This is a genomic window from Pseudomonas sp. CCC4.1 (assembly GCF_035019225.1).
GTDB classification, from domain to species: Bacteria; Pseudomonadota; Gammaproteobacteria; order Pseudomonadales; family Pseudomonadaceae; genus Aquipseudomonas; species Aquipseudomonas bubulae.
Map to the genome: position 1 here is coordinate 174497 of NZ_JASJWL010000001.1, position 15670 is coordinate 190166.

The window sequence follows — 15670 nt, forward strand, 5'->3', positions numbered from 1 at the left end:
CCGGTGCGCCGTTATGCCCATTCCTCACGCTGCAGCTGCCGTCCAGTCAATCCAGCCGAACTGCCAGGTGGCCAGGATCAACAGGCCAAAACCAATACGATACCAGGCAAAAACGGCATAGCTGTGATTGGAAATAAACTTCAGCAAGGCGCGTACTGCGATCATGGCGAAGATAAACGAGGTGACAAAACCGATCGCGAAGACCGGCAGGTCGTCAGGCTGGAACAGATGACGGTACTTGTAGCCGGAGTAAACCGCAGCACCGACCATGGTCGGCATGGCCAGGAAGAATGAGAACTCGGTGGCCGCCTTGCGCGACAGACCAAACAGCAGGCCGCCGATAATGGTCGAACCCGAGCGCGAAGTGCCGGGAATCATCGCCAGACACTGGGCAAAGCCGATTTTAACTGCGTCTTTCCAGGTCATGTCGTCCACGGTTTCAGCGCGAATCACATGCTGGCGGCGCTCGGCCCACAGCATGATCACTCCGCCAATCACCAGGGCCGTGGCCACGGTAATCGGGTTGAACAGGTACTCGTGGATCACATCGGCAAAAATCACCCCCAGCACCACCGCCGGCATCACCGCGATAATCAGGTTGGTGGTGAAACGACGTGCCTCGGGCTTGGTGGGCAAACCAACGACAACATCGATGATCTTGCGGCGAAACTCCCAGACCACAGCCAAAATCGCACCCAGCTGGATGATGATGTTGAATGCCATCGCCCGCTCGCCGCCAAAGTTGAGCAAGTCGGCCACAATAATCTGGTGGCCCGTACTCGAGATCGGCAAAAACTCCGTCAAGCCTTCAACGACGCCCAAAATCAACGCCTGAGCGGCAGTCCAAAGATCCATTATTCCCCCATAAAGCCCTGCCTCATGCAGAGCTGATTAGTCTTGATTAAGGTGTTGCAGCCACGGCTCCGGAGCAGGACAAAAGTGCGACATGCGCCCCGACGCGCTGTGAAAAAACTGTCAGAAATCAATAAAGATGAAGCTTTGCCAATTTCGGCCGAGATCCTATCAGACACGTTCCACTTTCGCTGCTATGACATGAGCTCGGTCTCGTCTGACAGGCAAGTCTGAAAAAAGTTGTTCTGTGAATCACCACAAGAAGAAAAACCAGGAGTGAGCCTTTATGAATACCCTGCGCGGGTTATCCATCAGCCGACGTTTATGGCTGATCTTGATTGTGGCCATGGCCATGCTGCTGGCGTTGGGATTGCTGATGCTAAAACAGATACATGACGATTTGTATGAAGGTAAAGCCCAGAAAACCCGGCACGTGGTACAAGCAGCCAGCGGGGTACTCAACTATTACCAGGGCCTGGAAGCTGCCGGCAGCTTGAGCCGTGAAGCCGCGCAACAGCAGGCGCTGACCGTGATCAGCCAGCTGCGCTATGACCACGATGACTATTTCTGGATCAATGACCTGCGCCCTTATATGGTCATGCACCCCACCAACCCCAAACTCGATGGCAAAGACCTGTCGGCCATTAAGGACCCGGACGGCTTTGCGATTTTCAACGAGATGGCCAGCCTGGCCAAAAGCAAAGGTTCGGGCATGGTGGACTACCGCTGGCCAAAACCGGGCGCCGAAGCGCCTGTGCAAAAAACCTCTTATGTACAACTGTTCGAGCCGTGGGGCTGGGTAATAGGCTCGGGCGTGTATATCGACGACATGCAGGCCGAGTTCCGCGCTCAAGCCTGGAAAGCCAGTTGGGCTGGCCTTGGCATCGCGTTGATCATGGCGCTGCTGGTGACCCTGATTGCTCGCAGCATCGTGCGACCGCTGCAAGAGGCCGTGCAGGCCATGGCCAATATCGCCAGTGGTGAAAGCGACCTGACCCGAAGCCTGGATACCCACGGCCGTGATGAGGTCACTTTACTGGCCCATCATTTCAATGCCTTTACCGCCAAGCTGCGCAATGTGATCAGCCATTTACAGGCCACTGCCACGGCACTCGATCAGTCCTCCACGGAACTGGGCAGTGACGCCAGCGCCGCGCAACAGCGCAGCCAGCAGCAAGCCCTGCAAATGGATCAGGTGGCTACGGCGATCAACGAAGTCACCTACGCCGTGCAAGACGTGGCGAAAAACGCCGAGCACGCAGCCAGCGAAATGCGCGGTGCGCAGTCACAAGCCGAGCTTGGACAGCAGAATATCGATACCAGCCTGGAACAGATCGGCCAGCTGTCCGCCACCATCCATCAGGCCGTCGAGGTGATCCGCACCCTGGCCACGCAAAGCAGCGAAATTGGTAGCGTGCTTGAAGTGATCCGCTCGATTGCCGAGCAAACCAACCTGCTGGCCCTCAACGCTGCGATCGAAGCAGCCCGCGCCGGCGAGCAGGGTCGGGGTTTTGCGGTGGTGGCGGACGAGGTTCGACTACTGGCCCAGCGCACGCAAAAATCCACGGCCGAAATCCAGATTATGATCGAAGGCCTGCAAAAACACTCGGAAGCCGCCGTCAACGTGATCGGCAGCAGCAGTCGCGCCTCCCAGCTGACCATCGAACAGGCCACCCAGGCCGGGCAGAGCCTGACCAGCATCGGCCAGGCCCTGAGCAACCTCAACGACCTCAATGCCTCGATAGCCAGCGCCACCCTGCAACAGGCCCATGTCGTGGAAGACATCAACCTGAATGTGACCCAGGCCGCCGAGCTGTCCCAAGGCACCGCCCTGGCGGCAGAGCAATCAAGCGCTGCCAGTGCCCACCTCAAGGAGCTCAGCGTGCAGCTCAATGGGCTGTTACGTCAGTTTAAGGTTTAGAGGCAACCGCAAGCGGCAAGTGACAAGCAGCACGCTTGAAGCTTGCCCCTTGCAACTCGCCGTCAGGCGATGACAATGTCCGTGCTCGCCAGGGAGGCCAGCCCTACACCCACCAGGGTCACCGAGTCGCTGCCAAAGCTGAGCACGGTGTCATGCCCCGTCGCGCTGGCATGGGCCCGGTAGTCCGCGTTGTAGCCACCATCCACCCCCAGGAATACCAACTTGTCACTGGGCTGGTAGCCCAGCAGTGTGTCGTTGCCAAAATGGCCGCTGAACACAAAGGTGTTATTACCGCCTGCCGACTCCAGCAGGTCATTGCCTGCGCCGCCAACAAACACCGTATTGCCGTGCAAACCGATCAAGTGATCGTTGCCGCCCTGCCCCAGCAGCCAGTCACCCTGCTCAACGGCCGTGAGGGTACTGTCCGCAGCCCCTGCCTTGACCGAGTGAGTGTAATCACTGCGGTCTTTGCCGGCCCACAGCCCCTGATCATCAACTCGATGGCTGACTTCGCGGTGGGTCAGGCCCAGCCAGGCGGGCTCTTCGGTTATCAGGAAACTGATATCACGGGCAATAGTGATCCCGCCGTGGCTATCGCGCACATACAAGGCGCCCTGCCCGTCATTGACCACATCCACGCGGCTCAACGATTGTTGCAAGTCCAGCGTATTGACGCCTTTGCCACCCAGAATGATGTTGTAGCCGCCACTGTCACGGAAGGTGTCATTGCCGTCGCGACCTTCCAGGAAGTCATTGCCGCGCCCCCCTTGAATCAAGTCATTACCGTCGCTGCCTATGATAAAGGTGCTGCCCTTGTGCGGTTCGGCGTTGCGATTGAGGTCCTGGACCCAGGTGTTTTCCCGTGCCGGACTGGACAAGTTGGCGACCACAATGGTCGAGTCCTTTTCGGTCAGGTCATAAAACGCCGAGTCGAAAATCCGCGTCATGCCGCTTTCATAGCCACTGGGCAAGTGGGTGATCCAGGTCGAAATATTGGCAATCGAAAAGGGCATCAGATTCCACGCGGTGGAAGCGTAGTGATCATTGAAACTGACAATATTGTTGGTGGCGGATGGCTGATGCGCGTCATGCACGCCCAGCGACGACAGATTGAAATCCGAACCATTGAGGGCACGGAACACCGGGTCGTTCTCGTAGCCGATATTGAGCACGTTGTCGGTGCTTTCGCTCTGGGTGGGTGAAGCAAAGGCTATGTACTTTGAGTCGCGATAAAACCCCGCCCAATGATCGCCACTCAGGTCTGCCAGGCTGTTGACGGCCAGGCCGCCAAGGCTGTGGCCACTGACCAGTACGTCGCTGCCGCTCAACCCTTGCGCGCTGGCAAAGGTCGCCACTTTGCCCAGGAGCATGTCAAACGCGTTGGCGCTGTAGTTTTTAGCGTAATCGGCAGGCCCGATCGCTGCCAGCAAATCGCTGATGGCATCGCCGATGGAATCGCTAATCAGCGACTCACGCGGTCCGCTGGTGCCGCGAAAACCGATACCGATGGAAGTCAGTTGGCCATCGGCTGCGTACTTGCCGAGGATCTCCACCTGGGCAGTGCCGTAGCCGGCTTTTTCACCAAAAAAAGTCCCGCGCTGATCGACTTTGCCTGTGTAGCCCAACTGTTCTGCACTGATAGGGGTCCACCCGGCTTTTTCGACCGCCTCGCGGGCAAGCTTTTCCGAATCGGGGTTCCAGGGAATCCCCGGCACTACCCCTTGGGCATCGGTACCGCCGAGCAAGGCCTTGACCAGTGTGGCAGGCAGCCCGGTGCCAAGGCCATGTTGCTGGTAACCCACGGCAAAGCCGTTGTCCAGGTTGTGATAGCTGTACAGCATGATTGCCATCGCATCCTTGAACTGTGTTGCCGATACGCTGGAACCCACATCCTTGTAGTCAAACACTGCCATGGTTTTTCTCTCTTCGTTGATCAAATCAATATGCTTGCCCCGGCGCGATAAACGCTTCATCGACCCGTGCCAGGTCCTGTGCGCCCAGGGTGCCTGCGTAAAAATGCAGCTTGGTCCAGGCCAGCAGATAGTCGTAACGGGTTTGCGCAAGGTCACGCCGCGTGCTGTACAGCTGCTGCTCGGCGTTTAGCGCATCGAGATTGACCCGCTCCCCGCCCAGAATGCTCTGACGGGTCGATACGACCAGCGCCTCGGCTGAAATCAGCGCTTTTTGATAAGCCCGTAGTTTGCTCACGCCCGACTGGCAGGCATTGAACTGGCGTCGCAGTTCGATAAGGGTTTCACGGGTTTTGCCTTCCAGCTCGTACTCCACTTGGGCCAGATTGCTGCTGGCTTGACGCACCGAGGCCGACACCCCGCCCCCTGCATACAGCGGCACACTGATTTCAATGCCGATGGTGTTGGTGTCGTAGCGCTGGTTGTAGGTGTTGCCACTGTCGGATTCCATCTTTCGCACGCTGGCATAGGCATTGAGTTTGGGCAGATGCCCTGCCCGGTTGCGCTCAACTTCGTACCTTGCCACTTCCAGCGCCTCACGCTGCGACGCCAGTATCGGATTACTCTCCAGTGCCATTTCATGCCAGCTCGAGAAACTCCCCGGTTCCAGCGGCAATGAGCTGAAACTGCGGGTCAATGGCGTCAGCTCATCGATATCCAGGGTGGCCACGCCAATCAACGCGCCCAGCTCGCGCAAGGCCGCATCCTGTTCGTCATGGGCCTGGATTTCCTCGGCAGTGGCCAGCTCGTAACGCGACTCGGCTTCAAGAATGTCGGTGCGGGTGCCCTCGCCCTGGCGAAACATGTGCTCGTTTTGCCGAAACTGCTGCTCATAGGCTTTTTTCTTGGCCCGGGCATTGTCGATCTGGTCTTGCGCAAACAACGCCTGGGTGTAATGGGTCAGCACCCGCACCAGCAGTTCCTGACTTTTGCTGCGAAATGTCTCATCGGCAAACAGCGACTGGGCCACGCCTTTACGGTAATTGGCGTACGCCTCGTAATCGATCAATGGCTGCTGCAAGGTCAAGGTCGAGCCATAACTGTTGTAGTTGCGGTCGTCGTGGGTATTGCCACGCTCATTCAAATAGGTGGCCTGGGAGTTATTGCGGCCTTTGTTGTAGTTGTACGAGAGTTTGGGCAGCAGCCCGGCACGACCAATATTGCGACTCTCCAGGCCCGCGTCCCGCGCCTTGATCGCGGCGAGGAACTCGGGATCATTGCGCAAGGCCTGTTCATATACCTGAAACGGCCCCAGTGCCTGTGCGCTGGCTGCGAGGCCCGCCCACAGCGCGAGGCCCAGGCCCAACATCGAAGCTGTTTTCATAAATGGCAGCATCCTAGCGCTCAGTCAACGCAGACCCTGCGCGATCCAGCAGCGGTTTAAACAGGTAATTGAGCAGCGAACGCTCGCCCGTGCGTACAAACATCTCGGCCGGCATGCCAGGTTTAATCACCAACCCGTTGAGTTTTCCAGCGCCTGATCACTCACCGAACTGCGCAGCACGTAGTACGGCATGCCGGTTTTTTCATCGAGCAACTGGTCGGCGGAAACCAGGTTGACCTGCCCCGACACACGCGGTGTGCTGCTTTGATTGAATGCCGTAAACAGAATATCCACTGGCAACTGGCTGCCCACCCTGTCCACCAGATGCACCGGCAGGCGTCCCTCGACCTCAAGGCGGGTGCCCTGCGGCACGATCTCCAGCAGGGTTTCGCCCGCCCGCACCACCGCGCCTTCGGTATGCACGCTGAGGTTGACTGCGATGCCATCAGCTGGCGCAGAGATTTCACTGTGCTGCAGGTCAAACCCGGCCGAAGTCAGTTGCTGCTCCAGGGTCAGGGTTTTGAGCTGGGCATCGGCCAGTTGGCTACGCACTTCCTTCTGATATTCATCGATGTGCTGCGCCAGTTTGAGCCGCGACTCCACAATACCCTGCTCGATACGCCCGCTTTCACCGGCGTTCTGCGCCAGATCCTGCTGCACCTGTGACAGCTGCCGCTCGTATTCCATCAGGCGATTGCGCGGGATATACCCTTTTTCAGCCAGGGGGCGCAGGTTGCTCAACTGCTGGCGCAGGGAGTCGGCCTGCGCTATTTGATCGCTGCGCGCACGACGCATACCGTCCAGTTGCCGGGTTGCGCCTTCGACACTGGCCTTGAGCCCGGCCTGTTCACGGGCAAAGGCTTCGCGCCGGCTACTGAACAACTGCTGCTGCCCCTCCAGTACCAGGGCCAGCCGAGGGTCAGGGTCCAGACTCAATTCCGGCGGAAAACTCACCCGTGCCAGGTTGTCACGCTCGCTTTGCCAGCGCGCCTGGCTGGCCCAGGCCATGCGGTACTGCGCGCGCAAGGATTGCACGTCAGCTTCAACCTGGGTCTGGTCCAGTCGAAACAATACCTCGCCCTGACGTACTGTCTGGCCCTCGCGCACCAGAATCTGGCTCATCACTCCGGCACCCAACGACTGCACTGCCTTGCGCTTGCCCGAGACCACCACCGTACCCTGTACCGGTATGCCTTCGTCCAGCGGTGCAAGGCTGGCCCAGAGAAAAAAGCTGCCCGCTCCGACCAGGGTCAGCACCCAGCCTGCCCGCACGTAAAATCCCGCCCCGCGCTCGCGCACGGGCGGTTGATTGTGGTCATTCATCAATCCAGCGTCCTTGCTCATGCTTCAGCACTCTGACGGTTGATACTGGCCGCCTGCGGCGCGGCGTGTTGCTGCTGGGCCCCGGACAAGGCTTTGAGCACCTCGGCACTTGGCCCGAACACCTGGCAGCGACCTTCATTGAGTACCAGCAGTTTGTCGGCCTGGGCCAGCGACGCCGAACGGTGCGTCACCAGCACCACGGTGCAGCCCTGCGCCTTGAGGTGAGCAATGGCCCGGGTCAGGGCTGCGTCACCGACGGCATCGAGGTTGGAGTTGGGTTCATCCAGCACCACCAGCCGCGGATTGCCATACAAGGCACGCGCCAGAGCGACCCGCTGCTTTTGCCCGCCCGACAGGCCACTGCCCTCGTCCCCCAGAACCGTGTCGTAACCTTGCGCCAAACGCAAAATCATCTCGTGAACCCCGGCCTGCTGCGCCGCAGCGACCACCTGCCGGGGATCTGCCTCACGAAAGCGGGCGATATTCTCGGCAATGCTGCCGCTGAACAGCTCGATGTCCTGGGGCAGGTAGCCGATATGTGGGCCTAATTGATCGCGGTTCCACTGGTGAATGTCCGCGCCATCCAGGCGCACCGTGCCCGCCAGCGTCGGCCAGACGCCTACCAGTACCCGCGCCAGGGTCGACTTCCCCGAACCCGACGCACCCAGCACACCGAGCACCTCGCCTGCATTGAGGTTAAAGCTGACCTGATGCAAGGTGGGCAGGCGCTGTCCCGGCGGTGCTGCACTGACCTGTTCAAAGCTCACCTGACCCATGGGGGCTGGCAGCTGCATGTTGTCTTCACTGGGCGGATGCTCGCGCAACAGACTGTCCAGGCGTTGATAGGCCAACTTTGCCGAGCTCCATTGCTTCCAGACAGCGATCAACTGATCGATGGGGCTCAGCACACGGCCCATCAAAATCGAACCGGCAATCATCATGCCCGCGCTCATATCACCGTTGATCACCAGCAAGGCACCCAGGCCGAGCACCAGTGACTGCAGGCACAAGCGCAAGGTTTTGCTCACCGAACCAATCACTGCGCCGGTGTCACTGGCCTTGTTTTGCTCGGCCAGAAATCGCGAATGCAGGTTAAACCAGCGTTGGCGCAACACACCCAGCATGCCCATGGCCTGAATGGTCTCGGCATTGTGCAGGTGGCTGGTAGCCAATTGGCTGGATTGTTGGGAGTACAGGCTGGCCTGGCTCAGGGGCTTGCGCGTCATCACCTCATTGATGCACGCCAGGGCTATGAGCAGCAGTGCCCCAGACGTCGCCATAAGACCGAGCCAGGGACTGAACAGAAAGATCACGCACAAATAGACGGGAAACCACGGAGCATCAAAGAAGGCGAACAGCGCCGGACCGGTGACAAACTGGCGGATCAGGGTCAAATCCCCTAATGCCTGCCCGGCGTGGGCCTGGCCGCTGAACAGGTTGCGCTCGAACGCGGCGCGGTACACCTGTTGGTTGAACCTGCGCTCCAGCTGGCTGCCGATGCGGATCACAATAAAACTGCGGACCGTTTCAAGCATCCCGATAAAGATGAAAAAACCCACCACCATGAATGACAGCATGGCCAGCGTTGTTGTGTTCTGTGACGACAGTACCCGGTCATACACCTGGAGCATATAAATCGATGGCACCAGCATCAATATATTGATCAGGGCAGTAAAGCAGCCCACGCTGACCAGAATGCTCTTATAGTCAGCCAGTGCATGTATCAACGGCGCAACGGTGCTGTTTTTCAATCGCCTCATGAATCGTCCTTGATCGATAAGTACGGCTTTCGCACATAAATAAAACTGACAGGCGCACTTGCGCCGCTCCTAACAGGGGGCGCCCAGCCTCGCGCGATTGAAGTTACAATTTCAGTACAACTTAATGATTGCCACGCACCATCACCAACACTGTTTCGGGTTTGATCTTCGCTTCATAGTGACCGGGCTCAATCCGGTTCATATGCACCAGAGCTGTTCCATCCTCGCCCATCAGAAACAGACCGTCCGGTGTTGGCGACCAACTTTTTGGCACTTCGCCCAACCATGTTTTCAAACACTTCACTTGCGCACTGAAGGTTTTATGTTCGGCAATCAACTGCACCTTGCAGGCCTCTTTTGCATCGCCCTGCAGGTAAAACGTCCAACTGCCCGCCAGTTGTGCGGGGCTCATCAACAGCAAGGAATTGGCCATGGCGCTCTCTGTGGTAAAAGTCAGCAGTGCGGCGATACACCCCACTGCCCTGAATAAACGGTATGCCAAATGACTCATGATTTCAGGCTTCCTGGCAGAGGGCAGCGCTTGCGCGCTGCCCGTGTACCGGCAGGCTTAGACAACGATGTCGTAAGTTGCCACTTGGCCCACAGTGTTCACCAGGAAGTCGGCAACGGCATGACCGCTGAAATCGACCGCAAAGTGGCCCAGGTTGCTGGCCGTGTCATAGCTGACAATCGCTTCACCGGCACGGCCGGTAAAGGCCTCGACAAAGTTAAGCCCGGCCAGCTTGGTGATGGCCGATACATCAATTTTGTCGATACCGGACTGGAAGTCCATGATGATATCGGCTGCACCCGGCGCAGAGTCAGACACCGCGCCAAACACAAACACATCTGAACCCGTACCGCCCCACAAGGTATCAGCACCGCCGCCATAGATAATGTCGTTGCCGGCGCCGCCCTTGAGCACATTGTCAGCGCTGTTGCCGATCAGCAGATCGTTGCCCGAACCGCCAATGGCGTTTTCCACGGTGACGCCCTGGGCAATCGACACGTTGCCGGTCATGCCGCCAACATCGGAGAACGAGCCTGCAGTCAGGTTGATCTTCTGGTTCTGGCTAAAGCCGGAGAAGTCCAGGGTGTCGTTGCCGCCACCGTCCCACACCGAGAAAATCAGCTTGGAACTGGCAGACGTCGCGCTGTAGAAATCACGATCGGCGGTGGAGTTGAAACCATAGACCGTATCGCCAGCGCGGGTTTCGAGGTTGGCGCCATAGAGTTTCTGCACCGCCGCAATATCATCCAGCAATGGCGCAGAGGCGTAAGCACCTTCGCCACTATTGGTGAAATGCTGGCCGGTGTTGCTTTCACTCCAGTAGCTCATAACGCTGTAGGCACGGGTGTCTTCGCCATACACCGCATCCCGGTAGGTCGGGTTGCCATTGCCGGCGTTGTAGTCACCCGGGTGCGACAGGCCCAGTGTATGGCCGATTTCATGGGTCAGGGTCTGGCGACCATAATTGCCTTCACCCGGGGTCTTGTTGACCTCATAGTCCTTGTTGATCAAGTACCACGACTCACCCTTGCGCGAACTGCTGGGTAGATAGGCAAACGCCGCACCGCCGTTACTTGCACTGAAATTGGCAAAGGTCATGTGGCCATCACCGCCACGGACTGCAGCGCCTTCAGTGAAGGTCACCTTGGCCACATCGGCCCAGGATTCCAGCGACAGCTTGGCCTGCTCTTTCTGCAGCGAGGAGAACTGGCTGAAAGTGCCCAGGCCACGGGTCGCGTAACCCACCGGCGGTGCCGTGAGGAACGTGTAGGTAAGGTTGATCACACCATCGCCGTTGAGGTCGTGCCAACTGGCGCCGGAGCGCGTGAGCTGATCGGCGGCCTGGTCGGTAGTGAGCGAAGGTTTGCCATTGACCAGATGATCACCACGATCATAGAAATGGCTGAAGTTATCAATCTGAGTGAAGGCAGAACTGCTGGCGCTTGCCGCTTGTACCTGGCCAACGGACAGTGCCGCTTTCTCTTTAAGTTTCGACATGTAAACATTTCCTTGTTTAGCAGTAGAAAGTTTATTGACAGACCACGACGACCCCTTGGCGAGATCGTCCTATCACTCGCCGTTTATGGCGGAGCAAAACTGACACAATCTGAAATATTTAGTCCAGTACTTTTTTACGGCTTATTTGCGCAAACGGCGCAAGTTCCCGGAAACATTGAATACTTGACCGGCAGTATTTTTTTATCCGCTATCGGCCACTAACTGACTGCCTGGTCTAATTATAAAAAGTTAAATTAAACGGCTTCCCGTTCGTCTCTAACCTGGGCCGAAAGCAGATTGATATAACACTCGTCATATAACTTTCTCACCACGGCAACTTCTCGATTTTTATATGTGCAACGTCGCTAACTGACAAGTTTGCGTCGCAACTAGCAAGTTACCTGATCGTTGTAGTCGCTGAGGCGCGAAGCGCTCGTAAAACCGGCAATTTCGGTATGCCTGAGAGGTCGAGCGGCCTGGTTTTACGACTGCTGCGCAGCCGATCGCAGCATCGCTTCGCGCCTCAGCGGCTACAGGTCCGGGTATCCCTAAAACCATTGTCACTTGACGTCATCAGGGTATTTGGGTTTCCATGAAACCGGTTTCAGCGCCCACCCGCGAAATCGCCTGCGATAACACCAATAAAAGGTTTCAGGCCGTGAACAGTTTTTCCGCAGCTCAACGCTCCCGCGTAACCATGCTCGATGTTGCCCAGCGCGCCGGCGTCTCCAAGGCCAGCGTGTCACGCTTTATCGGCGAAGACCGCGCCTTGCTCTCCGTAGCCATCGCCGAACGGATCGAGCGCGCCATCAATGACCTGGGCTATCGCCCAAATCAAATGGCCCGTGGCCTGAAACGCGGACGCACACGGCTGATCGGCATGCTGGTGGCCGATATCCGCAACCCCTACTCCATTGCCGTCATGCACGGCGTCGAAACCGCCTGCCGTCTGCACGGCTACAACCTGGTGGTGTGCAATACCGACCGTAATGACGAGCAAGAGCGTCAGCATCTGGCAGCGCTACGCTCCTACAATATCGAAGGATTGATCCTTAACACCCTTGGCCATGACCCTGACGCACTGCAAGAACTGCATCAGGAAATGCCCATCGTGCTGATCGACCGCAAAGTCGAGCAACTGCATACCGATCTGGTCGGCCTCGATAACGCTGACGCGGTGCGCATGGCTGTGGAGCATCTTGAGCAGCAGGGCTATCGCGATGTGCTGATGGTCAGTGAGCCGGTCGATGGCACCAGTTCGCGAATCGAGCGCATCGACAGTTTTACCCGCCAGTTGGCCGCGCGCCCTGCCCTGCACGGCGCCGTAGTAAAAACCGGTACAGGCCTTCGCGCTGCCATCCAGTCCTTCATGCAAGCACCCGGCCACGGCCCCAAGGCCATATTTTGTGCCAACGGCCTGGCTGCGCTGGCTTGTACCCAAGTGCTGCGCGACTTGAATTGCCGCTTGTTTGAAGACGTGGGCCTGATTGCCCTGGATGACCTGGAATGGTTCCCGCTGGTGGGTAACGGCATCACTGCCCTGGCCCAGCCTACGCAACAGATCGGTGCCAGCGCTTTTGACTGCCTGCTTAAACGCCTGGGCGGTGACAAATCTGCACCCCTGGCACTGGATTTTGCCCCTCAATTGATTGTTCGCGGCTCAACCCGATCACCCATGACTGCCTGACACTTTACCGGCTGACAACCTTGACCCGGTTACCGGCCGTTTGATGCACAACAAAATGAAACCGGTTTCAGAGAATAATGACAATGACTACATTTCCCGTTTCCATCAGTTTGTCGAGCTACGGTGCCGATCTGGTTCGCCAGCGCGGCCAGGCCAGCTTTATTGAAGTGTTGGCCAACGCCGGTGTGTCACGCATCGAACTGCGCGAAGAACTGCTGACCACAGAAGATCCGACCACATTCAGCCAGGCCGTGCAGGATAACGGGCTTGAATGCGTGTTCTCATCGCCACTGGAACTGTGGGAAGCCGGGCAATCGCGGCCCAATACCCAACTGCTGGCCACCTTGCAGCGCGCCCACGCTTTCGGCGCCCAATGGCTGAAAGTGTCACTGGGCTATTTCACCGAACACTGTGACCTGCAAAACCTCGCTGCCCTGCTCAACCAGCAACCTGTACGCCTGCTGGTAGAAAACGACCAGACCTCCTACGGCGGGCGCATTGAGCCCATGCAGCGTTTTTTCGATCAGGTTGAACAACAGCAAGCGCCAATCAGCATGACCTTCGATATCGGCAACTGGCACTGGCAGGATCAGTCGGCCAGTACCGCAGCCCGCCTGCTGGGCCGCTACGTCACCTATCTGCACTGCAAAGGCGTGAGCCGTCGCCCGGACGGCAAACTGGTCGCCACACCGCCAACCGACACCGACCTGCAGCCTCGCAACGTCTGGCCCACTCTTGAATTCAATGTCGGTGAATCCCTTGAAAAAGAATGTAGTGCTCTACAAACAACTGTCCCCGGAACTGATGCAGCGCCTGCAAGCCCAGGCCGATGTCACGCTGATCAAGAAGCTTGACGCCGCAGGCATGGACCAACTGCGTGCCGCCCTGCCCCGGGCGCAAGGCATTCTGGGCGCAAGCCTGAAGCTGGATGCGCAACTGCTGGACCTGGCACCGAACCTTGAAGCAGTGGCCAGTGTGTCGGTGGGTGTCGACAACTACGACATCGACTATATGACCGAGCGCAAGATCCAGCTCACCAACACCCCTGATGTACTCACCGAAACCACCGCAGACACCGGCTTTGCCCTGGTTCTGGCCAGCGCCCGGCGGGTGGTTGAACTGGCCAACATGGTGCGCAACGGTCAATGGCAGAAAAACGTCGGCCCCGAGCATTTCGGCACCGACGTTCACGGCAAGACCCTGGGTATTATCGGCATGGGCCGCATCGGCGAAGCCCTGGCCCAGCGCGGCCATTTTGGCTTCGGCATGCCGGTGATTTACCACAGCAACTCGCCCAAACCCGCAGTAGAGGCGCGTTTCAATGCGCAGTACCGCAGCCTCGACGAGCTGCTGCAAGAAGCCGACTTTATCTGCCTGACCTTGCCCCTGACCGCACAAACCGAGGGTTTGATCGGCGCCGAGCAATTTGCCCTGATGCGCCGCGAGAGCATTTTTATCAATATCTCCCGAGGCAAAGTGGTGGACGAAGCGGCGCTGATCAACGCCCTGCAACAAGGTCAGATCCGCGCTGCCGGGCTGGATGTGTTCGAGCGCGAACCGCTGGAACTGACCTCGCCCTTGCTGAAGCTGGATAACGTGGTGGCCACGCCACATATCGGTTCGGCCACCTTCGAAACCCGCGAGGCCATGGCCCGTTGCGCGGTCGAAAACCTGCTGGCGGCATTGGCCGGTGAACGCCCGGCCAATCTGGTCAACCCGCAAGCATTGCGCTAGTTACTTGCCGCTTTTGATATTGGTCCAGACACGCGTGCGTACCCGGTCAATATTCAGCGGCATGGCCTCCAGGGCAAACAGCTTGTCCATCATGGCGGGGGTTGGATAGACCTTGGTGTCAGCCTTGATTTCAGGGCTGACCAAGGCATCGGCCTGCTCGTTGCCATTGGCGTAGTGCACGTAGTTGGTGATCCCGGCCATTACATCCGGGCGCAGCAGGTAGTTCATAAAGCTGTAAGCAGCTTTTTCGTCAGGTGCATCGGCGGGCATGGCAACCATGTCAAACCAGATGGCGGCACCTTCCCTGGGAATCGAATAACCGATTTCGACGCCATTTCCGGCCTCTTTAGCGCGGGTTTCGGCCTGCAAGATATCGCCAGAGAAGCCTACGGCCACGCAAATATTGCCGTTGGCTAGGTCGCTGGTGTACTTCGATGAGTGAAAGTAGCTGATATAAGGTCGGACCTTGAGCAGCATCTCTTCAGCTTTCTTGTAGTCAGCCGGGTTTTTGCTGTGATGAGGCAACCCCAGGTAGTTGAGTGCCGCTGGCAAGATCTCCGGGCCATTATCCAGAATCGCCACGCCGCAGGATTTGAGTTTCTCCATATTCTCGGGCTTGAAGATCAGATCCCAGGAATCCACCGGCGCGTCATCCCCCAGCACGGCTTTTACTTTGGCGATGTTATAGCCAATGCCGGTGCTGCCCCACAGGTAAGGAAAACCATGTTCGTTGCCCGGATCATTGACCTGCAGTGCCTTGAGCAGCACCGGGTTGAGATTCTTCCAGTTTGGCAACTGGCTCTTGTCGAGCTTCTTCAGCGCCTTGCCCTGGATCTGCCGCGCCATAAAGTGGTTGGACGGAAACACCACGTCATAACCGGATGAGCCCGTCATCAACTTGCCGTCCAGCGTTTCGTTGCTGTCAAACAGGTCATAGCTGAAAGCAATGCCGGTATCGCGCTGAAAGTTCTTCATCGTGTCGGGGGCAATGTAATCCGACCAGTTATAGACTTTTACGGTTTCACCGGCCTGACACAAGGTAGTGGCCAGCATCAGGGGCAACAGGCTTATACGGATCATGATTCGATTCC

The 15670-nt window shown here is 57.9% G+C and carries 11 protein-coding genes and 1 pseudogene; 4 read left to right on the top strand and 8 right to left on the bottom strand.

The genetic code is table 11. The features are described from left to right. Positions 1-24: 24 nt before the first annotated feature. Positions 25-855 (bottom strand): undecaprenyl-diphosphate phosphatase, encoded by an 831-nt coding sequence (locus QN377_RS00775; RefSeq protein WP_095019896.1) that lies wholly within the window; start codon positions 853-855, stop codon positions 25-27. Positions 856-1138: 283 nt separating this feature from the next. Here QN377_RS00775 and QN377_RS00780 point away from each other — a divergent pair, with 283 nt between their 5' ends. Then, positions 1139-2773: a methyl-accepting chemotaxis protein gene (locus QN377_RS00780; protein WP_322212852.1), complete on the top strand. Its 1635-nt coding sequence runs from the start codon at positions 1139-1141 to the stop codon at positions 2771-2773. Between the two features lie 62 nt (positions 2774-2835). Here QN377_RS00780 and QN377_RS00785 read toward each other — a convergent pair whose 3' ends face one another. The 6 genes and pseudogenes from QN377_RS00785 to QN377_RS00810 all read right to left on the bottom strand — a co-directional run bounded on the left by QN377_RS00785 (position 2836) and on the right by QN377_RS00810 (position 11158). Continuing rightward, entirely contained in the window at positions 2836-4686 is a 1851-nt protein-coding gene (locus tag QN377_RS00785) for a polyurethanase (protein WP_095018560.1), read from the bottom strand. A 25-nt stretch (positions 4687-4711) separates the two neighbouring features. After that, positions 4712-6067 (bottom strand): TolC family outer membrane protein, encoded by a 1356-nt coding sequence (locus tag QN377_RS00790; RefSeq protein WP_095018559.1) that lies wholly within the window; start codon positions 6065-6067, stop codon positions 4712-4714. A 13-nt stretch (positions 6068-6080) separates the two neighbouring features. Then, a pseudogene (locus QN377_RS00795) lies at positions 6081-7390 on the bottom strand (HlyD family type I secretion periplasmic adaptor subunit). A gap of 17 nt (positions 7391-7407) precedes the next feature. Beyond that, a complete protein-coding gene (locus QN377_RS00800) occupies positions 7408-9150 on the bottom strand; it encodes a type I secretion system permease/ATPase (protein ID WP_095018536.1) in 1743 nt (580 codons plus the stop codon). Positions 9151-9271: 121 nt separating this feature from the next. After that, entirely contained in the window at positions 9272-9583 is a 312-nt protein-coding gene (locus QN377_RS00805; protein WP_176464969.1) for an AprI/Inh family metalloprotease inhibitor, read from the bottom strand. A 135-nt stretch (positions 9584-9718) separates the two neighbouring features. Next, positions 9719-11158: a serralysin family metalloprotease gene (locus QN377_RS00810; protein WP_095018534.1), complete on the bottom strand. Its 1440-nt coding sequence runs from the start codon at positions 11156-11158 to the stop codon at positions 9719-9721. 658 nt (positions 11159-11816) lie between these two features. Between QN377_RS00810 and QN377_RS00815 the strand changes: the two genes are divergently transcribed. The 3 genes from QN377_RS00815 (at position 11817) to QN377_RS00825 (ending at position 14579) form a co-directional block, all read left to right on the top strand. Then, positions 11817-12845 carry a LacI family DNA-binding transcriptional regulator gene (locus QN377_RS00815; RefSeq protein WP_095018558.1) on the top strand — a complete coding sequence of 343 codons (1029 nt, stop codon included), beginning with the start codon at positions 11817-11819 and terminating at the stop codon, positions 12843-12845. 83 nt (positions 12846-12928) lie between these two features. Continuing rightward, positions 12929-13699: a sugar phosphate isomerase/epimerase family protein gene (locus QN377_RS00820; RefSeq protein WP_322212849.1), complete on the top strand. Its 771-nt coding sequence runs from the start codon at positions 12929-12931 to the stop codon at positions 13697-13699. After that, entirely contained in the window at positions 13605-14579 is a 975-nt protein-coding gene (locus tag QN377_RS00825) for a 2-hydroxyacid dehydrogenase (protein ID WP_095018557.1), read from the top strand. The genes QN377_RS00820 and QN377_RS00825 overlap by 95 nt, the downstream gene beginning before the upstream one ends. Here the strand turns inward: QN377_RS00825 and QN377_RS00830 are convergent, their stop codons facing one another. Continuing rightward, positions 14580-15659 (bottom strand): polyamine ABC transporter substrate-binding protein, encoded by a 1080-nt coding sequence (locus QN377_RS00830; RefSeq protein ID WP_095000146.1) that lies wholly within the window; start codon positions 15657-15659, stop codon positions 14580-14582. Positions 15660-15670 lie beyond the last annotated feature (11 nt).

Excerpts from the sequence above, each read along its gene's own strand:
- QN377_RS00780 (WP_322212852.1), top strand. The coding sequence starts at position 1,139 with ATGAATACCCTGCGCGGGTTATCCATCAGCCGACGTTTATGGCTGATC.
- QN377_RS00785 (WP_095018560.1), bottom strand. The coding sequence starts at position 4,686 with ATGGCAGTGTTTGACTACAAGGATGTGGGTTCCAGCGTATCGGCAACA.
- QN377_RS00810 (WP_095018534.1), bottom strand. The coding sequence starts at position 11,158 with ATGTCGAAACTTAAAGAGAAAGCGGCACTGTCCGTTGGCCAGGTACAA.
- QN377_RS00790 (WP_095018559.1), bottom strand. The coding sequence starts at position 6,067 with ATGAAAACAGCTTCGATGTTGGGCCTGGGCCTCGCGCTGTGGGCGGGC.
- QN377_RS00830 (WP_095000146.1), bottom strand. The coding sequence starts at position 15,659 with ATGATCCGTATAAGCCTGTTGCCCCTGATGCTGGCCACTACCTTGTGT.
- QN377_RS00820 (WP_322212849.1), top strand. The coding sequence starts at position 12,929 with ATGACTACATTTCCCGTTTCCATCAGTTTGTCGAGCTACGGTGCCGAT.
- QN377_RS00805 (WP_176464969.1), bottom strand. The coding sequence starts at position 9,583 with ATGGCCAATTCCTTGCTGTTGATGAGCCCCGCACAACTGGCGGGCAGT.
- QN377_RS00800 (WP_095018536.1), bottom strand. The coding sequence starts at position 9,150 with ATGAGGCGATTGAAAAACAGCACCGTTGCGCCGTTGATACATGCACTG.
- QN377_RS00775 (WP_095019896.1), bottom strand. The coding sequence starts at position 855 with ATGGATCTTTGGACTGCCGCTCAGGCGTTGATTTTGGGCGTCGTTGAA.